At 60.6% G+C, this 21,679-nt stretch carries 18 protein-coding genes and 2 pseudogenes; 17 read left to right on the forward strand and 3 right to left on the reverse strand.

Annotated features, from left to right (window positions below; all coding sequences use genetic code 11):
- Nucleotides 1–87: 87 nt before the first annotated feature.
- Both PG5_RS10255 and edd read right to left on the reverse strand, forming a co-directional pair.
- Nucleotides 88–1,038 carry a glucokinase gene (locus PG5_RS10255; protein ID WP_020797043.1) on the reverse strand — a complete coding sequence of 317 codons (951 nt, stop codon included), beginning with the start codon at nucleotides 1,036–1,038 and terminating at the stop codon, nucleotides 88–90.
- Nucleotides 1,035–2,861, reverse strand: a complete 1,827-nt coding sequence (gene edd, locus PG5_RS10260; protein ID WP_020797044.1) for a phosphogluconate dehydratase — start codon at nucleotides 2,859–2,861, stop codon at nucleotides 1,035–1,037. The genes PG5_RS10255 and edd overlap by 4 nt, the downstream gene beginning before the upstream one ends.
- A gap of 220 nt (nucleotides 2,862–3,081) precedes the next feature.
- On the opposite strand from edd, the gene gap reads away from it, so the two are divergent.
- The 11 genes and pseudogenes from gap to PG5_RS10310 all read left to right on the forward strand — a co-directional run bounded on the left by gap (nucleotide 3,082) and on the right by PG5_RS10310 (nucleotide 14,405).
- Entirely contained in the window at nucleotides 3,082–4,083 is a 1,002-nt protein-coding gene (gene gap, locus PG5_RS10265; RefSeq protein WP_020797045.1) for a type I glyceraldehyde-3-phosphate dehydrogenase, read from the forward strand.
- 74 nt (nucleotides 4,084–4,157) lie between these two features.
- Entirely contained in the window at nucleotides 4,158–4,622 is a 465-nt protein-coding gene (locus PG5_RS10270; protein ID WP_020797047.1) for a methylglyoxal synthase, read from the forward strand.
- Between the two features lie 77 nt (nucleotides 4,623–4,699).
- On the forward strand, nucleotides 4,700–5,218 hold the full coding sequence (locus tag PG5_RS10275) for an RNA polymerase sigma factor (protein ID WP_020797048.1): 519 nt from the start codon (nucleotides 4,700–4,702) through the stop codon (nucleotides 5,216–5,218).
- 101 nt (nucleotides 5,219–5,319) lie between these two features.
- Entirely contained in the window at nucleotides 5,320–6,288 is a 969-nt protein-coding gene (locus PG5_RS10280) for a FecR domain-containing protein (RefSeq protein WP_020797049.1), read from the forward strand.
- 122 nt (nucleotides 6,289–6,410) lie between these two features.
- Nucleotides 6,411–8,975 carry a TonB-dependent receptor gene (locus tag PG5_RS10285; RefSeq protein ID WP_020797050.1) on the forward strand — a complete coding sequence of 855 codons (2,565 nt, stop codon included), beginning with the start codon at nucleotides 6,411–6,413 and terminating at the stop codon, nucleotides 8,973–8,975.
- Between the two features lie 112 nt (nucleotides 8,976–9,087).
- Nucleotides 9,088–9,690, forward strand: coding sequence for a biliverdin-producing heme oxygenase (locus PG5_RS10290; protein ID WP_020797051.1), 603 nt, complete (start codon nucleotides 9,088–9,090; stop codon nucleotides 9,688–9,690).
- Nucleotides 9,691–9,834: 144 nt separating this feature from the next.
- Nucleotides 9,835–10,224 (forward strand): YbaN family protein, encoded by a 390-nt coding sequence (locus PG5_RS10295; protein WP_020797052.1) that lies wholly within the window; start codon nucleotides 9,835–9,837, stop codon nucleotides 10,222–10,224.
- Between the two features lie 474 nt (nucleotides 10,225–10,698).
- A pseudogene (locus tag PG5_RS35285) lies at nucleotides 10,699–11,658 on the forward strand (chemotaxis protein); the annotation flags it as partial.
- A gap of 378 nt (nucleotides 11,659–12,036) precedes the next feature.
- A pseudogene (locus PG5_RS35290) lies at nucleotides 12,037–12,564 on the forward strand (methyl-accepting chemotaxis protein); the annotation flags it as partial.
- A gap of 46 nt (nucleotides 12,565–12,610) precedes the next feature.
- On the forward strand, nucleotides 12,611–13,957 hold the full coding sequence (locus tag PG5_RS10305; protein WP_020797055.1) for a CoA transferase: 1,347 nt from the start codon (nucleotides 12,611–12,613) through the stop codon (nucleotides 13,955–13,957).
- 130 nt (nucleotides 13,958–14,087) lie between these two features.
- Nucleotides 14,088–14,405: a helix-turn-helix transcriptional regulator gene (locus PG5_RS10310; RefSeq protein ID WP_020797056.1), complete on the forward strand. Its 318-nt coding sequence runs from the start codon at nucleotides 14,088–14,090 to the stop codon at nucleotides 14,403–14,405.
- A gap of 69 nt (nucleotides 14,406–14,474) precedes the next feature.
- On the opposite strand, the gene PG5_RS10315 is transcribed toward PG5_RS10310, so the two are convergent.
- A complete protein-coding gene (locus PG5_RS10315) occupies nucleotides 14,475–15,533 on the reverse strand; it encodes an MBL fold metallo-hydrolase (RefSeq protein ID WP_042955331.1) in 1,059 nt (352 codons plus the stop codon).
- Nucleotides 15,534–15,748: 215 nt separating this feature from the next.
- Here PG5_RS10315 and PG5_RS10320 point away from each other — a divergent pair, with 215 nt between their 5' ends.
- The 6 genes from PG5_RS10320 to PG5_RS10345 all read left to right on the forward strand — a co-directional run bounded on the left by PG5_RS10320 (nucleotide 15,749) and on the right by PG5_RS10345 (nucleotide 21,672).
- The gene (locus PG5_RS10320; protein WP_020797058.1) at nucleotides 15,749–16,360 is read left to right on the forward strand and encodes a TetR/AcrR family transcriptional regulator; all 612 of its coding nucleotides are present in this window, start codon (nucleotides 15,749–15,751) and stop codon (nucleotides 16,358–16,360) included.
- Between the two features lie 124 nt (nucleotides 16,361–16,484).
- Nucleotides 16,485–17,018, forward strand: coding sequence for a DUF1003 domain-containing protein (locus PG5_RS10325; protein WP_020797059.1), 534 nt, complete (start codon nucleotides 16,485–16,487; stop codon nucleotides 17,016–17,018).
- A gap of 209 nt (nucleotides 17,019–17,227) precedes the next feature.
- On the forward strand, nucleotides 17,228–18,355 hold the full coding sequence (locus PG5_RS10330; protein ID WP_020797060.1) for a glycerophosphodiester phosphodiesterase: 1,128 nt from the start codon (nucleotides 17,228–17,230) through the stop codon (nucleotides 18,353–18,355).
- Nucleotides 18,356–18,443: 88 nt separating this feature from the next.
- Nucleotides 18,444–18,752 carry a PepSY domain-containing protein gene (locus tag PG5_RS10335; RefSeq protein WP_020797061.1) on the forward strand — a complete coding sequence of 103 codons (309 nt, stop codon included), beginning with the start codon at nucleotides 18,444–18,446 and terminating at the stop codon, nucleotides 18,750–18,752.
- Nucleotides 18,753–18,912: 160 nt separating this feature from the next.
- Complete coding sequence (locus PG5_RS10340) at nucleotides 18,913–19,935, forward strand: transporter (RefSeq protein WP_042955332.1); 1,023 nt, start codon at nucleotides 18,913–18,915, stop codon at nucleotides 19,933–19,935.
- Nucleotides 19,936–20,058: 123 nt separating this feature from the next.
- A complete protein-coding gene (locus PG5_RS10345) occupies nucleotides 20,059–21,672 on the forward strand; it encodes an inorganic phosphate transporter (protein WP_020797063.1) in 1,614 nt (537 codons plus the stop codon).
- Nucleotides 21,673–21,679 lie beyond the last annotated feature (7 nt).

Genomic DNA, 21,679 nt, shown 5'->3' on the forward strand with positions numbered 1-21,679 from the left:
CGGGCCTCTTCGCGAGCAGGCTCGCTCCCACAAGATTATCGGCGATCCTGTGGGAGCGAGCCTGCTCGCGAATGGCACGACGCGGTCTTATGCCTGCTCCAGCGCCACACCCGCACCAACCAGCCCCGAATACGGCGCCGTCACCAGCCACACCGGTATCCCTTTGAAGTAATCGCTCATGCACCCCTTGTCGGCAAAGCACCGGGCGAAACCACTTTCGAGGAAGAAATCGGCGAAGCGTGGAATCACCCCGCCAACGATGTACACGCCACCACGCGCACCGGTGGTCAGCACGTTGTTGCCCGCCACGCGACCGAGCCAGCAGCAGAATTGCTCGAGTACTTCCAATGCAATCGGATCACCCGCCAGACCGGCAGCCGTAATCGCTTCTGGCGTGTCGAGCACCGGCTCGTGGCCGTCCACCGCACAGATCGCCCGATAGACTCGGGGCAAGCCGCCGCCGCTCAATGCCGTTTCGGCGCTGACATGTCCGATCTCGTTGAAGATCTGCTGCCACAGTTGAGTCTCGCGCGGACTGCTCAGCGGCAGATCGACGTGACCGCCCTCCCCCGGCAGCGGGGCAAAACGCCCTTCCCCGAGATCTAGCAGGGTGCCGACACCCAAACCCGTGCCCGGGCCAATGACCACCGCCGGGCGCAACGGCTCCGGCGTGCCTTCGCAGACCACGCGGAATTCGCCCGGCCGCAAACGCGTCATGCCCAGGGCCATGGCCGAGAAATCGTTGACCAACAGCAGTTGATCCACCTGCAAGGCCTGGCAAAAAACCTTGCGGCTCAGGCGCCAGTGATTGTTGGTGAACTTGAATTCGTCGCCGCTCACGGGGCCTGCCACCGACAGGCACACCGAACCGATCGCACCCGGCGCCAGGCCCAGCCCGTCCAGGTAGAGGCTGATGGCCTCTTCCGGGCTGGCATGGTCGGCCGTCGCCAGCACCTGGACCGATTCCAGCTGCTGGTTTTTCCACAACGCGAACCGTGCGTTGGTGCCACCGATGTCACCGACCAAAGCCAGTTTCAATTAAGCGTCTCCAGGGCAGAAGTGAAGGCGCTGGCCCCCTGCTCTGCCGAGCTGAAGGCCATGCGCATGAAACCAAACAGTTCGCGACCGGTGCCGATGTTGTTGCCCAACAGGCCCTTGGCCGGCGTGCGCGCTGCGAATTCTTCGGCGTCCACCTTAAGCTCCAGGGTGCCTTTGACGCCATCGACGCGGATGATATCGCCCTCCTGCACCCGCGCCAAAGGCCCACCCACGTAGGCCTCGGGGCTGACGTGGATGGCCGCCGGGATTTTCCCCGACGCGCCGGACATGCGCCCGTCAGTGACCAGGGCAACCTTGAAGCCGCGATCCTGCAGCACGCCGAGGAACGGCGTCATTTTGTGCAATTCCGGCATACCATTGGAACGCGGGCCCTGGAAACGCATCACCGCGACGAAATCCTTCTCCAGCAAACCGGCCTTGAACGCATCAGCCAGGTCTTGCTGATCCTGGAACACCATGGCCGGCGCTTCGACGATCTGGTTTTCCAATGCCACGGCCGACACCTTCATCACGCCGCGACCGAGGTTGCCTTCCATCACACGCAGGCCGCCCTCCGGCGAGAACGCCCGGGCAACCGGACGCAGGATGCTTTCGTCGAGGCTTTCGGTGATGCCTTCGCGCCAGACCAGTTCGCCGTTATCGAGGAACGGTTCCATGGTGTAGCGGCGCAATCCGTGGCCCAGCACGGTGTTGACGTTTTCGTGGAGCAACCCGGCGTCCAGCAGTTCGCGGATCAGGAACGACATGCCGCCCGCGGCCTGGAAGTGGTTGATGTCGGCCTTGCCGTTCGGGTAGACGTGGCTCAGGGTCGGCACGACTTCGGAGAGGTCGGCCATGTCTTGCCAGGTCAACTGGATGCCCGCCGCCATGGCAATCGCCGGCATGTGCAACGTGTGGTTGGTCGAGCCGCCGGTGGCGTGCAGGGCAACGATGGAGTTGACCAGCGAACGCTCGTCGACGATTTCGCCGATCGGCAGGTAGTCGCCGTTCTGTTTGGTAATGCGCGTCACCTGGTGCGCCGCTTCGCGGGTCAGGGCGTCGCGCAGTGGCGTGTTCGGGTTGACGAAGGAAGCGCCCGGCAAATGCAGGCCCATGACTTCCATCAGCAACTGGTTGGTGTTGGCGGTGCCGTAGAAGGTGCAGGTGCCAGGGCTGTGGTAGGAGTTCATTTCCGACTCCAGCAGCTCTTCACGGCTGGCCTTGCCTTCGGCGTAGCGCTGGCGCACGTCGGCTTTCTGCTTGTTGGAAATACCCGACACCATCGGCCCGCCCGGCACGAAGATCATCGGCAGATGGCCGAAGCGCAGCGCGCCCATCATCAGGCCCGGGACGATCTTGTCGCAGATGCCGAGCATCAGCGCGCCATCGAACATGTTGTGCGAGAGCGCCACGGCGGTGGACAGCGCGATCACTTCACGGCTCGGCAGGCTCAGTTCCATGCCCGGCTCGCCCTGGGTCACGCCATCGCACATGGCCGGGGTGCCGCCGGCGAACTGGCCGACGGAACCGATTTCGCGCAGGGCTTTCTTGATCAGCTCCGGGAAGACTTCGTACGGCTGGTGCGCCGAGAGCATGTCGTTATATGACGAAACAATCGCGATGTTGGCGGAGTTCATCATCCGCAGGCTGTTCTTGTCGTCGCTGCCGCAACCGGCCACGCCGTGGGCGAAGTTGGCGCATTGCAGCTTACCGCGCATCGGACCGTCGCTGGCGGCATCACGGATCAGTGCAAGGTAAGCCTCACGCGTGGCGCGGCTGCGGGCGATAAGCCGTTCGGTGACCTCAAGTACGCGGGGATGCATGTGTAGAACTCCAGGCTAACGGATGTGGCGACCTGATTGTCTATGCTGATCAAACACCGGTGTCGATGGGATGACAGACGGCTTTTCTGACCATTCGGACCAGTTGATTCAGGTCACTCGTTGTAGATTGAACAAAATATTGCCATTAAAAAGGCTTGTTTTCTATTTTTTTGCGAATAATCTTGTAATTCCAACAACAAAACGACGGCGGCGCTGACAAATGACTCTACGAATCGCAATCAATGGTTTTGGCCGTATTGGTCGCAACGTCCTCCGAGCACTCTATACCCAAGGCTATCGCCAGGATCTGCAGATCGTCGCCATCAACGACCTGGGTGACAGCGCAATCAATGCGCATTTGCTCAAGTACGACACGGTTCACGGCACGTTCGACGCCGATGTCCAGCATGATCAGGAAAGCCTGACCGTCAACGGCGACCGTATCGCGGTCAGCGCCATTCGCAATCCGGCCGACTTGCCCTGGGCCGCGGAAAAGATTGATGTGGTGTTCGAATGTACCGGTCTGTTCACCGACCGCGCCAAAGCCGCCGCGCATATTACGGCCGGTGCACGCAAAGTGATTATCTCGGCCCCGGCCACGGGTGCCGACGCCACCGTGGTATATGGGGTCAACCACGACATTCTGCGCCAGTCGCACCAGATTATTTCAAACGCCTCGTGCACCACCAACTGCCTGGCCCCGGTGGCCCAGGTGCTGCACCGCGAACTGGGCATCGAAAGTGGCCTGATGACCACCATCCATGCCTACACCAACGACCAGAACCTGACCGACGTCTACCACACCGACCCGTACCGCGCCCGTTCGGCCACGCAGAACATGATCCCGAGCAAGACCGGTGCGGCTGAAGCGGTCGGCCTGGTGCTGCCGGAACTGGCGGGCAAATTGACGGGCATGGCGGTGCGCGTGCCGGTGATCAACGTATCCCTGGTCGACCTGACCGTGCAGCTGAAAAAAGAAGCCAGCGCACAAGAGGTCAATGCACTGCTCAAGCAAGCCAGCCAGCACTCGAAAATTCTCGGCTACAACACCTTGCCGCTGGTCTCCAGCGACTTCAACCATAACCCGCTGTCGTCGATCTTCGACGCCAACCACACCAAGTCCAGCGGCAAGCTGCTCAAGGTGCTGGCCTGGTACGACAACGAATGGGGCTTCTCCAACCGCATGCTCGATAACTGCCTGGCGCTGTGCAACGCCGAATAAGCGACGAATTACGACGACTCGTTCCGCGTTGACGCAATCCTACACAGGACGCATAAAGCTTTGGAGCTGTACCCATGATCGGCATTACGTTTACCCAAAAAACCATGGCTGCGCGCAAGCGTATCGCCCTGGTCGCCCATGACCACTGCAAAGTGTTTTTGCTGGACTGGGCCGAACGGCAGAAAGACCGGCTCGCGCAACATGAACTGGTCGCCACCGGCACCACCGGTTTGTTATTGCAACAACGTCTCGACCTGCCGGTGGAGAGCATGATCAGCGGCCCATTGGGCGGAGACCAACAGCTCGGCGCGCGAATCGCCGAGCAACGGGTCGACATGCTGGTGTTCTTCTGGGACCCGTTCGAACCTCAGCCACACGACCCCGACATCAAGGCATTGCTACGGGTCGCAGCGGTCTGGAACATTCCGGTGGCGTGCAATGAATGCAGCGCCGACTACCTGCTCAGCAGCCCGCTGATGGATCAGGCACACGGGCATCGGATTCCGGATTACCCCATGTATCTGCAGGGTCGGGCGTAGCCCTTCACAAATCAAGGCTTGACCATTCGAGCGGATGATAAGCATTATCATTCACTCGAAATGGATCAGGTCCTCCCGTGAGTCAATCGCGTTTCAACGACGTCTTCATCTCCCAGCGAATCTCTCTGCTGCGCACGCTGGAGCGGATGGTCAACAATCACAGCACCGCCGAAGACCTCTTGCAGGAGACTTACCTGCGGGTGAGCCGTGCGCTTGGCGAGCGGGCCATCGATCACCTGGAACCCTTCGTTTTCCAGACTGCCCGCAACCTGGCACTGGACCATTTGCGCGCGCGGCGCATCCACTCGCGCACCATGGTCGATGACGTGCCACCGGACGTGGTGGACAGCATCGCCGCCCCCGCCAGCAGTGCCGAGGACGCCGCCCATGCCGAACAATTGCTCGAGCGTTTGAATGTGCGCCTCAGTCAACTCAGCTCCCGCCAGCAGCAAATTTTCATCCTCAGCCGCCTGCACGGCCATAGCTATCTGGAGATTGCCGAGAAACTCGGCGTCTCACTCAGTACCGTGCAGAAGGAGCTGAAGTTGATCATGACCATCTGCATCGGCGTCGCCGACCGGTCGAAAGGCCACTGAGCCACCCGCGGCTCGACGACCTTGTTCATCAGGGCTACCCTTGGCCCTCTTTTGCGCTTCACTAAAAAAACAGCCGTGCACAGACACGCCGAGGAAACACCGTGACGGACACCCACCGCGCCCCTTCGCCCTCACCGGCGCAGGCCACAGCCGAGGCGATGGACCAGGCCCTGGACTGGCTGATCGTGTTGGACAGCCCGAGCGAAGAACAGACCCGCCAGTTCCACCAATGGCTCGCGGCAGACCCTGCGCACGCCGAGGCGTTCGCCAGGGCGCAGGCGATATGGAACGGTGCGCAAGTCACGCAATGCGCGCAAAAACTGGCATCGAGCCCAGTCAAAGTCACTGCGCTGTCGCGTCTGCGCCCGCACTGGAGACCCTTGGCCACCGCCGCCGTGCTGATCCTCGGGTTGTTCAGCTTCAGCAATCTGCCGATGCGCCTGCAGGCCGATCACCTGACCGTGGTCGGTGAACGCCAGCGCCTGCAACTGGAGGACGGCTCGAAAGTCCTGCTCAATACCAACTCGGCGTTTTCCAGCACCATCAACGACCAGAAGCGCGTGGCCCGCCTGTATCAGGGCGAGGCGTTTTTCGACGTGCAGCCGCATCGCGGTCTGCCGTTGGAAATTGACGCGGGCCTGGTTACCGCGAGTGTTCGCGATACGGCATTTGCCGTGCGTTACCTCGACGGCGTAACCCAAGTTCGAGTGCAGCGCGGGGATGTCGACTTGCGCGCTACCGGCGACGACGATGCGAGGGTGCGCCTGACAGCCGGGGAAAGCATCCGCATCGGCCCCAATGGTTTCGACCAGCCGGCCAAACTGGATGCGGCCACTGACCTGGCCTGGGTCCAGGGTCGCCTGGTGTTTGAAAACTGCCCGCTGAGCCAGGTGCTGGTAGAGCTGCGTCGCTACTATCCGGGCTGGATCATCAACAACAATGAGCAGTTGGCGAATGTTGCCGTGACCGGAAATTATCGTCTCGACCAGCCGCTGGACGTGGTCCGCTCGCTGGCTCACATTGCCTCGGCACAGCTCAAGGAATACCCGGCGCTGGTCATCTTGAACTAAATGAGAATTATTTTTACTCGATAGCTGAACCTCGTACGTCTCGTTATAGCCAATGCAATTGATTCGCATCTCTAAATGCCAATCAGCACCTATAAAGATTCGTGCGACACGGAGCGCTATCGATGTCCTCTCGCCTTACCCGCCCAGTTAGTTCACCTTCTTGCGTACTGTCGCTGCTGACCGCCGCCATTCTGATGGCCGGTGCTGTGCCCGTCATGGCCGCCACGGCCCCTGAACAGTCGGCGCGCAAAATGGGCGATTACGCATTCGCCATTGCGCCACAGTCGCTGGTGTCGGCACTCAATTCGTTCACCGCAGTGACCGGCTGGCAGGTCGGCTTTTCAGCCGAACTGGCGCAAGGGATGGACTCACCGGGCGTACGCGGATCGCTGCCAGCGGAAAAAGCCCTGGATCGCCTGTTGGTGGGGACCAACCTGAGCTATCGCAAACTCGGCAACAACAACATCGTGCTGGAGCGCCGAAGCAGCGCCGGGACCCTGAATCTGGAACAGGTGACCATCAGCGCCACGCGCCAGGAACAGGACGTGAGCAGCGTGCCCAGCACCGTCACCGTCCACACCCGCGAGGAACTCGACCGCAACAACGTCAACAGCATCAAGGATCTGGTGCGCTACGAACCGGGTGTATCGGTAGGCGGCACCGGGACCCGCGCGGGCCTTTCCGGCTACAACATCCGCGGTATCGACGGTGACCGCGTGCTGACCCAGGTCGACGGAGTCCAGGTGCCCGATGGTTTCTTCAATGGTCCGTACGCCCAGACCAACCGCAACTATGTCGACCCGGAAATCGTCAAGCGCGTGGAAATACTGCGCGGCCCGGCTTCGGTGCTGTACGGCAGCAGCGCCATTGGTGGCGCGGTCAGCTACTACACGCTGGACCCGGACGACATCATCAAGCCAGGCCAGGACGTCGGTGCTCGCCTTAAGACCGGCTACAGCTCGGCCGATGAAAGCTGGCTCACCTCCGGCACCGTGGCCGGTCGCACCGGCGACTTCGACGGCTTGCTGCACCTGAGCCAGCGCAATGGCCACGAAACGCAGTCCCATGGCGAAACCGGTGGAACCGGCCTGGACCGCACCGAAGCCAACCCCGAGGACGTGCGCACCACCAACGTGCTGGCCAAGCTCGACTGGAACTACGCCGACGATGCGCGCTTCGGCTTGACTTACGAGCACTACAAGGACGATCGCGACACCAATCAGCTAAGCGCCGTGGGTGGCCCGTTCAACGCAGGACGCGGCTTCGGCTTCTACAAATCGCGCACCGGCAACGACACCATCACCCGCGAGCGCTTCGGCCTGGATCACCGTTTCGCTGTGGACAGCCTCCTGGCTGACAACATCAAGTGGACGTTGAATTACCAGATTGCCAAGACCGACCAGCGCACCGAAGAAATCTACGCACCGTCACGCACGGTGCTGCGTCACCGCGATACCACCTACAAGGATCGCCAATGGGTATTCGATGCCCAGGCTGACAAGGCGTTTGCCATTGCCGACACCGACCATGCGATCACTTATGGCACCACCATCAAGCAGGACAAAGTCACCGGCCTGCGCACCGGTAGCGGCACCTGCCTGACCGTGGCCGGCGCTTGCCGCGTCATGAATGCTGCGAGCGCTGCCGACACTTTGACCCCGGCCAGTGATTTTCCGGATCCGACCATCAACACCTACAGCCTGTTCGCCCAGGACCAGATCGCCTGGAACAACTGGACCTTCGTGCCCGGCCTGCGCTACGACTACACCCAGCTCAAGCCGCACCTGACCAAAGAGTTCCTGGCCACTGCCGACCAGAGCGGCAACGGTGAGGTGAACGACGACGAAAAAACCTGGCATCGCCTGTCACCGAAATTCGGCACGACCTACCGCCTCGATGACAACTACACCTGGTACGGCCAATACGCTGAAGGCTTCCGCACGCCGACCGCCAAGGCTCTCTATGGTCGCTTCGAAAACCTGGCTGGCGGCTATCAGGTCGCGCCCAATCCCGACCTCGAACCAGAAAAGAGCAAGAGTTATGAAACCGGCCTGCGCGGGCAGTTCGAGGCCGGTACTTTCGATATCGCGGTGTTCTACAACAAATATCGCGACTTCATCGACGAGAACGCCATTACTCCCGGCTACACCGAGACCACCTTCCAGAGCAACAACATCAAGCACGCCACCATCAAGGGCCTGGAGCTCAAGGGGCGCTTGAACCTGGATAGCTTTGGCGCACCGCGTGGCCTCTACACCCAGGGTTCTGTGGCCTACCTGTATGGTCGCAACGATGACAGCGGCGAACCTCTTAACAGCATCAACCCGCTGACCGGCGTATTCGGTCTGGGCTATGACCAGGACAAGTACGGCACATTGCTGAGCTGGACCCTGGTCAAACGCAAGGCCCGGGTCGACAGCACCAGCTTCAACACCCCGGACGGCACCAGCACGCAGTTCAAGACACCGGGTTACGGCGTGCTCGACCTGGCGGGTTTCTACAAGGTGACCGACGACCTGACCGTGAATGCCGGCCTGTACAACCTGACCGACAAAAAGTACTGGCAGTGGGATGACGTACGCGGCTACGACAGCGTCGGCGAAGCCTCGGTGACACAGCCCGCCAACCTCGATCGCCTGACCCAGCCTGGACGCAATTTCGCGATCAATCTGGTGTGGGATATCTGACCCCGTGCACCTCACCGGGCGCTGTAACAGCCGCCCGATGAGGATTTTTTACTGTCATGCACCTGCTCATTCGTCTCGTTACCAAGCGCCTCTTCTTTCCCAAGGATCTGCCATGACCACCCAGGACACCGCCCAACGCCCCACCCTGCGCTCGCAACGCTTGAACCAGGTCACCAACGAGCCGCACAGCAAGCTCGATGCATTGGTCAAAGCCCATGCCCCCTTTGAAACCCAGGCCAATTTCGCCCGCTTCGTGGTAGCGCAATACCTGTTCCAGTCGGAACTGGTGGCGCTATACAACGATGCCGAACTGACAGCCGTCGTTCCGGACCTGCCAGCCCGTTGCCGTGCCGAGGCGGCGAAGGCGGACCTGGCGGACCTTGACACCGAGGTGCCGGCGCCGGTTGCAGGCGCACTGCAAAACCCGACCAAGGCCCAGGCCATGGGCTGGCTCTTCGTCTCCGAAGGCTCGAAGCTGGGCGCAGCGTTTTTGCTCAAGCGTGCCGTGGGCCTCGGCCTGAGCGAGACCCTCGGTGCCCGTCACCTTGGCGAACCGGCCGGTGGTCGTGCGCAAGGTTGGAAAAACTTCGTCAAGACCCTCGATGAACTGGAGCTCAGCGCCCAGGAAGAAGCCGAGCTGGACAAAGGCGCCATCGATGCCTTCAACCGCTTCACGGTGTTGCTGGAACAGGCTTACGCCCCAGAACTTGCCTGAAGAAACACCCTCCCCTGTGGGAGCGAGCCTGCTCGCGAAGAGGTCAGCACATGCGACGTTTATGTCGAATGACACACCGCATTCGCGAGCAGGCTCGCTCCCACAATGGATCGAGTCAGTCCATAAATTTCGATCAAGCGCCCCATGCCTGCCTCCACCAAACTCGCCCGCCTCCTCTTCGGCCTGCTGGCCTATGTCAGCCTCGCCATCGGCCTGGTCGCCATCGTCATGCCCGGCCTGCCGACCACCGAATTCATCCTGCTGGCCGCCTGGGCTGCCACCCGAAGCTCGCCGCGCTTGAGTGCCTGGCTGGACAATCATCGGCTGTTCGGCCCTATTCTCAGTAACTGGCGCAACGGCAAGATCATCGCGCGCCGGGCCAAGGTCAGCGCCACCGTCAGCATGCTGCTGTGCGCCACGCTGATGCTGGTCATGCTCGATCACGGCTGGCCGATCTACCTGGCAATTACCGGGATGGGCCTGGGCAATTTGTGGATCTGGTCGCGACCGGAGTCACTGGCGCGACAACCTTAGAGGTCGCCGCGACTTTCTCCGTTTTTTATCCACTTTTCGGCATATTTTTCCGCGCAAACGTTTAACCACGACCGTTCGTCGGACGCGCGCTCATGCAATCTGTGCCCCAGGCCGATGTGCATTGAATGGCGCTAAATGGATTTGGCGTGTCGAGCCGCAATGGCTCACAGCCGCCCCCTCATCCATTCGCGAGCTCGCCCTATGTTCGACTCACTGTCCATCCGCCTGAAAATCGTCCTGCTGTCCGGTCTGTGCCTGCTTGGCGTGGTCGCCTCGATAGTGGGCATGAACCTCTACCAGACCAATCAGAACGATGAACTGGTCAGCGCTTCCAGTAGCAGGATGCTCACCGAGAGCGTACAGAACCTGCTGCAAGCCAAGGCCGCCGAGCAAGGGGTGCGGGTGCAGAAGACGTTTGCTGAAACCCAGACCGTGGTGACCGCCCTGGCGGACCAGATCAAGGACATGCGCAACATGGCCGCCAAGCGGTCGCTTGAGCCCGGCGCCCTGCGTGAAGAGTTGAACCAGAGCCTGAAAACCGCCTTCGAACGCAACGGTAAAGTGCTGGGCATCTGGCTGGCATTCGAACCCAATGGCCTGGACGGCAAGGACAGCGATTTCGTCAATGACGCGGCCCGCCAATCCAACGAAGCCGGACGCTTCGCCACTTACTGGAGCCGTGCCGGGGGCGAAGCGCTGAACACGATCATGGTCGAGGAGGACATGACCAAGACCACCCTGAACCTCAGCGGCACGCCCTACAACGTCTGGTACACCTGCCCTCGGGACAGCAAGCGCACCTGCCTGCTCGACCCTTATGCCGATACCGTTGGCGGCAAGGAAGTGTTGATGACCACCATTTCCGTACCGCTTCTGGTGGATGGCAAGTCCATCGGCGTGGTCGGTATCGACATCGCCCTCGACGCGCTGCAAGCAGCGGCGGTCGACTCCCAGCGTGAGTTGTTCAACAACGCCGGCCACATGCTGATCGTTTCCGGCACCGGCGTGGTGGCGGCGTACAGCGTCGATCCGACGAAGGTAGGCAAGAGCATCGGTGACACCCTGGGTGCGGACGGCAAGGACATCTTGCAATTGCTTGCCAGCGGTGCGCCGAAGATTCTCCAACAGGGCGACCTGATTCGGGCGGTGTACCCGGTCAGTCCGATTGCCGACGCCAAGGCGTGGGCCGTGGTGATCGACCTGCCCAGGCAAGTGCTGCTGGCCGATTCGGTAAAACTGCAAGCGGTACTCGATGACGCCCAGCAGAGCGGCACGATCAAAGCGGTGGGCGTGGCGATCATTGCCGGCCTGATTGGCCTGCTGCTGATGTGGCTGACCGCCTCGGGCGTGACCCGGCCGATCAACAGCGTGGCGCAAATGCTCAAGGCGATAGCCAGTGGCGACGGCGACCTGACCCAGCGCCTGAACTACGGCAAGCGGGACGAACTGGGCGAACTGGTCAACTGGTTCAATCGTTTCCTCGACAAGCTGCAGCCGACCATCGCGCAGATCAAGCAGAGCATCACCGATGCCCGCGGCACCGCCGACCAGTCTTCGGAAATCGCGCGCCAGACCAGCGAAGGCATGCAGGTGCAATTTCGCGAAATCGACCAGGTTGCCACTGCGTCCAATGAAATGAGCGCCACCGCCCACGACGTCGCCAACAGCGCGTCGAACGCCGCCAACGCGGCCAAGGGTGCCGATCAGTCGGCCCGCGATGGCATGCAGATCATCGAGCGCAGCACCCGCGACATCAATCAACTGGCCGACGAAGTCAGTAAGGCCGTGACTGAAGTCGAGGCATTGGCGGTCAACAGCGAGCAGATCGGTTCGGTATTGGAAGTCATCCGCAGCATCGCCGAACAGACCAACCTGCTGGCGCTCAACGCGGCGATCGAAGCCGCCCGTGCCGGCGAGAGCGGTCGCGGTTTTGCGGTGGTCGCCGACGAAGTGCGCAACCTGGCCAAGCGCACCCAGGACTCGGTGGAAGAAATTCGCCTGGTGATCGAACGCATCCAGAGCGGCACCCGCGGCGTGGTCGCCACCATGCACTCAAGCCAGACCCAGGCCCACAGCAACGCCGGGCAGATCCAGCAAGCGGTCCAGGCCCTGGGCAAAATCAGCGACGCGGTCACGGTGATCAGCGACATGAACCTGCAGATCGCCAGCGCCGCCGAACAGCAAAGCGCCGTGGCTGAAGAGGTCAACCGCAACGTTTCGGCGATTCGTACCGTCACCGAAACCCTGACCGGACAAGCCACCGAATCGGCGCAGATCAGCAGCCAGCTCAATGCCCTGACCACCCAGCAGATGAAACTGATGGATCAGTTCAGGGTGTAAAGGTTTTTTGATTTATGCTCGGGCTCTCGTTCCGGAGGGCCCGTCGATGACTGATTTACTCACGTCCATTCAAGCCGAAATCGGCATGCCGCACACCCCTGTTGCGTTCACCTCCAGCGGCGCCCTGCCCTCGGTGTTTGCCGTTACCGACCTGGCTTGCGCCAGCATCGCCGCCGCCGGCCAGGCTGTCAGCGAATTGTTGCACCAGCAAACCGGTCGCTTGCCAGGCCTGGAAGTCGACCGGCGCCTGGCGTCATTCTGGTTCTCCAGCTCGATCCGCCCGCTAGGCTGGAACGTACCACCGCTGTGGGACCCGATCGCCGGTGACTACGCCACCAAAGATGGCTGGATCCGCCTGCACACCAATGCGCCCCATCACCGCGCCGCCGCCGAATCGGTGTTGGGCGCCTGCGTCGACCGCAACGCGATGGCCAGCAAAGTGGCGCAATGGGCCAAGAGTGATCTGGAACAGGCCGTGGTCAAGGCCGGTGGCTGTGCCGCCGAAATGCGCAGCTGGGACCAATGGCAGGTCCATGCGCAAGGACTCGCGGTCAACGCCGAACCGCTGATTCAATTCATCGCCGGCCACAACCGACCCGGCACACCCTGGCAAGGTTCGGTGGCGCGACCACTGGCTGCCATCAAGGTGCTGGACTTGACCCGCGTGCTTGCTGGCCCCGTCGCCAGCCGTTTTCTCGCGGGCCTGGGCGCTGATGTGCTGCGCATCGACCCACCCTCCTGGAACGAGCCGGGCGTAGTGCCGGAAATGACACTGGGCAAACGTTGCGCACGCCTGGATCTGCACGATAAAACCGATCGATTGGTATTCGAAAGCCTGCTCAAGGACGCCGACATCGTGCTCCACGGTTACCGCGCCGATGCCCTGGAGCGTCTGGGCTATGGTGCCGCCGAACGCCAGCAACGGTTCCCTGGCCTGATCGACGTTTGCCTCAACGCCTACGGCTGGAGTGGCCCGTGGCAGAACCGCCGCGGCTTCGACAGCCTGGTGCAGATGAGCAGCGGCATCGCTGACGCGGGGATGCACATCACGCAAGCGGACAAACCGACGCCCTTACCGCTGCAGGCGCTCGATCATGCCACCGGGTATTTGATGGCGGCCAGCGCGATCAAGTTATTGGCAGAACACTTGAACAGCGGACAGGGTGGTTCGGCGCGATTGTCATTGGCGCGTACGGCAAAACTGTTGATCGAAAATGGTCCCGGCAGCAACACGCCATTACGGGCCGAGGATGAGCACGACCAGGGCATGCTGGTCGAGCAAACGCCATGGGGCCCGGCGCATCGCTTGCACGTGCCGCTGAAAATCACCGGGACCCCACTGCAGTGGACGCTTGCGGCATCTGAACTGGGAGCACATCGCGCGCAGTGGTGACCCGGCGACCTTCCGTCTGGCCATGGGCGGGAAATAGCTAAAATCGAAAAATGCGTTTGATCCGGAGCGAAAACAACTGTACAAAAACACAGTACATTTGAATTCAACACTCTCGAGCCCGGAGAACCCCATGGCCTCTCAAGCGATGAAAATCACCCTGGAACGTATCGCCCTCTTCCAGTTCACCCCGGCCCACTGCGCCCAGGCCCGAGCGATGCTGGGCTGGAGCGTGGAAACGTTATCCCGCGAAGCCGGGGTTTCGGTGCAAGCCATTGAGCGCTTCGAGGCGCGGCAGGAGGTGCTGGATGTCACCCGCCTGGCATTGGCGTATCGGCTTGAATCGGAGGGGCTGGTGTTCTTCCCGGGGTTTGCGCCGGGTAGAGGGATGAATGTGCAAGGGTCTACGCCGAATCCGGTGGGGCGGGCGGATTTTGCAATGGTTGAATAAGGTCGCAACTTCAATACTGGAGCTACGACCTGATCCATCCAGGAATGCTCGCCTCTTTTTGTAGATGCTTCACCCGAGGCTTTGTTGGTTCTGGTAGACCTGCTCTTCAACTTCATACCACCACGCAATGCCACGCTTGGCAGCCAGCACATTGAATGCCTCGCCCATCCGTGGCGTGGTGATCGATACATTGCGCTCCCAGGCCAGGGCCAGGATGCGGTCGAAGGGTTCGTACCAGGCATGCATCGACAAATCGAAGGTGCCATTGTGAATCGGTAGCAGCCAGCGCCCCTTGAGGTCGAGATGGGCTTGGAGGGTCTGCTCAGGCTGCATGTGCACATGGGGCCAGTCGACGTTGTAGGCGCCGGTTTCCATGAGGGTCAGGTCGAAAGGGCCGTATTGTTCGCCGATGCGTTTGAAGCCGTCAAAGTATCCACTGTCGCCACTGAAGAAGATCCGCGTATCGCCATCGATCATCACCCAAGAGGCCCAGAGGGTGCTGTTGCCGTCGAACAGGCCGCGACCGGAAAAGTGCTGCGAGGGGGTGGCAACGAACTGGATACCCTCCACCTCGGTACCCTGCCACCAGTCCAGTTGGCGGATTTTACTGGCGTCGATACCCCATTTGATCAGGGTGTCGCCCACGCCCAATGGAGTAAGGAAGTACTTGGCCTTGTCGGCCAGTTTACGCACTGCGTGATAGTCCAGATGATCGTAGTGATCGTGAGACAGGATCACCGCTTCAATCGGCGGCAATTGGTCGAGGCTGATCGGCGGCTGGTGAAAACGCTTGGGGCCGGCCCATTGCACGGGGGAAGCACGCTCGGCGAACACCGGGTCGGTAATCCAGAATCTGTCCCGCAGCTTGAGCAGTAGAGTGGAATGGCCCAGGCGATAGACGCTGTGGTTGGGCGCCGCCATCAATGCCGCTTGCGTCAGCGGTTGCACTGGAACAGGCGCCGTCGGGCGGGTGTTGCGTGGTTTGTGAAACATCGCATTCCAGAGGATGCGCAGGGTTTTGCCAAGGCTCAAATGCTGTATCGGCCTGTGGTTTTGAAACTGCCCTTGAGCCTGTCGGGAAGCTTCAGGCCTGGAGGTGCCGTTCGCCGGGGGAGTTGATTTGGCCATGAGGAAATGACTCCAGAAAAACCGCACGTTTCACGATTTTTCGTTTTGGGACGATAAATGGCCAAGGCACGCACGCATCAGCCGAACACGCTATTTTTACCGGGCAGGATTAACAAAACATTACACTGCACAGTGTAGTTTTAAGGTTGCAGCAAAGCCATCGACAAGTAAACTGCTGAGTGTAATTTTCCTTTTTTTCCTGCCGAAGCGTATTTATGACAGCTCCACAGCGCCTCACCGACCGTAAACGCGAAGCCATCATTCAGGCGGCAATTGTCGAGTTCCGTGCCAATGGTTTCGACATCACCAGCATGGACAAGATTGCCGCCACCGCCGGGGTGTCCAAGCGCACGGTGTACAACCACTTCCCCAGCAAGGAAGAACTGTTCGCCGAAATCCTCAATCAGTTGTGGGTCCGGGTAACGGCGGAACAGGAAGTACCCTACCGCCCCGACCTGCCCTTGCGTGAACAGATGCACCACCTGTTGACGGCAAAACTGCAGATGCTCAGCGATGAAAATCTGCTCGACCTGGCGCGGGTGGCCATAGCCGCCACTATTCATTCTCCCGAGCGCGCGCAAAGCATGGTGACCCGGATGGGTGAGCGCGAAGAAAACCTGACCCTGTGGATTCGCGCTGCCCAGGCCGATGGACGCTTGAAAGCGGTCGACCCGGCGTTTGCCGCGCAACAAGTCTATGGAATGCTCAAGTCCTTTGCCTTTTGGCCGCAGATCTCAATGGGGTTACCGGGCTTGTCGGCCGAGATACGGAGCACTGTGGTGGAATCGGCGCTGGACATGTTCCTGGCCTGCTACGAGTTGCAATAAATGACAATTCGACGGCGGCGCCGAACGATTGATCGCGGCATTTTTTACGGGGGTATGTGTTTCAGAATGAAACTCGCGCTGAGGCTATAGTGAATCTCAGTCCTAGCGCCCTGCAGAGAGCATCATGACCTCCTCGAGCAACGAAGCCCCCGCCCCCGTCGATCACCTGCGGTTCCATCGCGCACATGCCCATCTGGCGCCAACCTTTGGCAATGACAAGTTCGCCCTGCGTGCCGAAGCCTTTGCGCGGTTCTTCGGCACACCGACTTTTCTGGGTGCGCAAACACTGATCGTGGTGATCTGGATGTGCCTGAATCTATTTGGCTTCACCCACTTCGACGCCTACCCGTTCATCCTGCTTAACCTGGCTTTCAGCCTGCAAGCGGCCTATGCCGCCCCTTTGATTCTGTTGGCCCAGACCCGCCAGGCCGCACGGGACAAAGCCCAATCCGATGCCGATGCGCAGCACCGCGAAGCGCTGGCGATCGCCAACAGTGAACGACAGGCGGAAGCGGCGAAAAACACCGCACAACTGATGGAACTGCTTGAGCAAAACACCCGCCTCACGCAAATGACCAAAACCCTCAGCGAACGCATCGAGAACCTGACCACAGAATTGCATCAGCATCTGGTGCGCAAGGATGAACCAAAAACGTGATCGGCCCCTACGGCAACTTCAGCTAGCGCTCTGTCAACCTGTGACAGCCTCAAGGTGTGAGGGGGCAAGAAAAGCAAAAGCAGCGACAGTGCACAAAAGCGCAGTAAACATCTGCTTTGAACAGATTTATGTCGGTCTGACGATAGCGCTTGTCCGGTTCACTTGTTAAAAGAGACCTCTTTGAAACCTATCGCGAAAGGATCTCGACCATGCCGGCCACCTCCACCCAAAGCGCCCTGCTCCTGAGCTTGCTGCTATTGCTGGGTCAAGCCCAGGCCGCCAGCGAACCCGGCCCCGCTGCATTGGCGACCCGCGCGGGCATTCCACACCCGGCGGTGATTGCCCACCGTGGCGCGTCTTTCGATGCACCGGAATCCACCGCTGCCGCCTATAAATTGGCCCGCGACCTGGGCGTCGATTATCTGGAACTGGACCTGCAGCGCAGCAAGGATGGCGTGCTGTTCGCCCTGCATGACAATAATCTGCAACGCACCACCGACGTCGCCAGCAAGTTCCCCGAACGCAAGGACAGCCCGGCCAACGCCTTCACCATGGCCGAGCTGAAAACCCTGGACGCCGGCAGTTGGTTCAACACGGCCTATCCAGATCGCGCGCAGCCTGCGTTTGCCGGCCTGAAAATCCTCACCCTCGATGAAATCATCGACATCGCCCAAGGCAATCCACTGCACAAGCCTGGCCTGTATATCGAAACCAAGGAGCCAAAGCAGTTTCCCGGCATCGAACACGATCTCAAGGAAAAACTCCAGGATCGCGGCTGGCTGAGCCCCGCGGGGTCGAAGCTGGCCAAAAGCGCACTGGGCGTTGGCCAGGGCAAAGGCAAGGTGGTGCTGCAAACCTTCGAGAAGAGCAGCCTCGAACTGTTGCAAAAGGAAATGCCGCAGGTGCCGAAGATCCTGTTGTTGTGGGTCGGCGAAGGCAGCATCGAGCCAAAATCGACAGTGAGCTTTGCCGAGTCCGGCGAAAAGGATAAGGCCGCTTACTACGCTAAACAGCAACCGAAAGACCAAGCCGAATTCCAGCGTTGGGTCGACTACGCCAAGTCTCAGGGTGCGATCGGCACAGGCCCGTCCGCTGCACTGCCCCACGGGGGCGATCAGAGCTACGCCGACCTGGTGCAGCCGTGGATGAACCAGTACACCCACGATCAGGGCCTGCTGGTGCATGTCTACACCATTGATGAGGCGGCGGACTTCCAGAAAGTCATGGATGCCGGGGTCGACGGTATTTTCACCAACCGCGCCAGCGAATTGCTCAAGTTCTACAAGCGCCCGGCGACGGCAAGTGTGGCGCAGGTGCTGCGCAATAATGGGTATTGATCATTCGGTTCAAGGGAATTTAAGCGTGAATTAAGTTGCCACAATTAATCTGATCCCACTTAAACGGCTCACCCAAGGAATGAACCTCATGAGAACCCTGACCGCACTGTTCACCGCTGCCGCCCTGACCTTCACCGCCGGCCTGGCCCAGGCCAAAGACGTGCCCGTCGACCAGATCCCTCAGTTGGTCAAGGATGGCAAGATCAAGCCGCTGGAAGAGCTGAACCAGATCGTAATGAAGCTGCACCCGGGTGCCACGATTACTGACAGCGAGCTGGACAACCACTTCAACGGCTATGAGTACGAAGTCGAGTTGCTCGATGCCAACAAAGTTGAATGGGACGTGGACCTGAATGCCGCCACCGGCGAAGTCCTGAAGAACAAAAAAGACGACTGATGCACACCACAAAAAAGCCGCACGATTTCCCCCTCGTGCGGCTTTTTTGCGTTTGAGTGACCGATCCGGCCACGGTCACAAATTCGTCATCCAGCCTTGCGATGATGCGGCTCACGTGAACCTGTAAAACACGCGACAGGCGCCCCCCATGCGAGCCCTCATGAACCACAGCATCGATCACAGTCATCGCGATCCGGATCTGTTCGGCCTGCTCTACGGTTTCAGCTTTCGTCCCGGTGAGCGCGGCCAGGAAATCGATTCGGCCAGGGCCTTGCAGTACCTGCAACATCCGCAAGACACCGAGCAATTTCTCTGGCTGCACCTGAACCTCGCCCATGCCGCGTGCGAACGCTGGATGAAGAGCCATCTGGAACTGCCCGACGAGTTTTTCGAGGCCCTGCATGAGGGCTCACGGTCGACGCGCATCGAACATGTGGATTCGGCATTGCTGGCGGTGGTCAACGACGTGGTGTTCAACCTCAGCAGCATGACGTCCTCGGATGTCTCGACCCTGTGGGTCTGCGCCCGCAGTCGACTGCTCATCAGCGCACGCCTGCAACCGCTGCATTCGGTGGACAAGCTTCGTTCGTCGGTTAAGGCTGGCGAATGCTTCCGCTCGCCGCTGGAGTTACTGGTGCATCTGCTGCGTGACCAAGGGGAAATTCTGACCCAGATCGTGCGCAAGACCAGCCTGAGCGTGGATCAGGTCGAAGATGAGCTGCTGTCCTCGCGCCTGTCGACCAACCGTGCGGAACTGGGGGCCAATCGTCGGGTGCTGGTGCGTCTGCAACGCCTGCTGGCGCTGGAGCCCGGCTCGTTGCTGCGCCTGCTCAATCGCCCGCCCCCCTGGTTGCAGAAGGAAGACGTCAAGGAGTTGCGCAAGTCCACCGAGGAGTTTGCGCTGATCATCAACGACCTCACGGCACTGGGCGAACGGATCAAGCTGCTGCAGGAGGAAATCGCCGCCAACCTCAACGAACAGAGTAACCGCACCCTGTTCACCCTCACGGTGGTGACGGTGCTGGCTCTGCCGATCAACATCATTGCCGGTTTCTTCGGCATGAACGTTGGTGGGGTGCCGCTCTCACAGGACCCGGAGGGGTTCTGGATTCTGGTGGCGCTGGTTGCGACCTTTACCCTGATTGCAGGATGTTGGGCGTTTCGCAAGCGTCAGGATTTGTAGACGCGAGCGATCTTTCGACGGGTGGTCGCCGCAAAAAAACCAAACCCTGATCCAGCGCAGTTCTCCGGTAAAACTTCGCAACGATCATGGGCGACACTCCTACCCTTCCCAGGAATGTCCGGCATGGCCAGCCCCTCCTTTATTGCCGCCCCGGCGCCCGCCCGTAGCGCCCATCCACATTTCGACAAGAAACCCGGTGTATTCACCCTGGTGGTGTTTTTTGCAGTACTGAGTATCGGACTGCTGTTCACCGCGTACAGCCTGATGCGCGACGTGAATGAACTCGGCACGGTGGTGACCACCTGGACGCCATTCCTCCTGCTGGGCGTGGCCTTGCTGATTGCCTTGGGCTTCGAGTTCGTCAACGGTTTCCACGACACCGCCAACGCTGTCGCCACGGTGATCTATACGCACTCGCTGCCACCGAATTTCGCGGTGGTCTGGTCCGGGTTCTTCAACTTCCTCGGAGTGCTGCTGTCCAGTGGCGCGGTGGCGTTCGGCATCATCGCGTTGTTACCGGTGGAGCTTATCCTGCAAGTCGGCTCCTCGGCCGGATTCGCCATGATCTTCGCCCTGCTGATCGCCGCGATCCTGTGGAACCTCGGTACTTGGTGGCTGGGCTTGCCAGCATCGTCGTCGCACACCCTGATCGGCTCGATCATCGGAGTCGGCGTGGCCAATGCCCTGATGCACGGGCGTGACGGCACCAGCGGTGTGGACTGGGCGCAGGCGACCAAGGTCGGCTACGCCTTGCTGCTCTCGCCACTGGTCGGCTTCGGCTGCGCCGCACTGCTGCTGTTGGCCTTGAGGGTTTTCGTCAAGAATCGCGCGCTGTACAAGGCGCCCAAGGGCAATACACCGCCACCGTGGTGGATTCGCGGCATGTTGATCCTGACCTGCACCGGCGTGTCCTTCGCCCACGGCTCCAACGACGGCCAGAAAGGCATGGGGCTGATCATGCTGATCCTGGTCGGGACCTTGCCGATGGCGTATGCGCTGAACCGCACCATGCCCGCAGATCAGGCGTTGCAGTTCGCCGCGGTCGCTGAAGTGACCCAACAGGCGCTGGTCAAGAGTGCGCCGTTGCCGGCTCCGGCCGACCCGCGAGCGATCCTCTCCGATTTCGTGCGCAGCAAGGATGTCACGCCGCAACTGATCCCCGCCCTCGCGGCGCTGGCCGGCAACATCGGCAACGAAGTGAAGGGGTATGGTTCGCTGTCCAAAGTGCCGGCCGAGGCCATGGGCAACGTGCGCAACGACATGTACCTGACCAGCGAAACCATTCGCCTGATGGGCAAGAACAAGGTCGGTAACTTCGACGCCGACACCACCGGCAAACTGCAGCTGTTCAAGCAGCAAATTGACAACGCCACGCGCTTCATCCCGTTGTGGGTAAAGATCGCCGTGGCGATAGCGCTGGGCCTGGGCACCATGGTCGGCTGGAAGCGTATCGTGGTGACCGTGGGCGAGAAAATCGGCAACACCCACCTGACGTACGCGCAAGGTGCCTCGGCGGAGACCGTGGCCATGCTGACCATCGGTGCCGCCGACATGTTCGGCTTGCCGGTCTCGACCACCCATGTGCTGTCTTCGGGGGTGGCCGGGACCATGGTCGCCAATGGCGCAGGCTTGCAGATGAAGACCATCCGCAATCTGCTGATGGCCTGGGTGTTGACCTTGCCGGCGGCGATTGTGTTGTCGGGCAGTCTGTATTGGCTGTTTACCCAGATTTTCTAGCATTCTA

The organism is Pseudomonas sp. G5(2012), assembly GCF_000408945.1.
GTDB lineage: Bacteria > Pseudomonadota > Gammaproteobacteria > Pseudomonadales > Pseudomonadaceae > Aquipseudomonas > Aquipseudomonas umsongensis.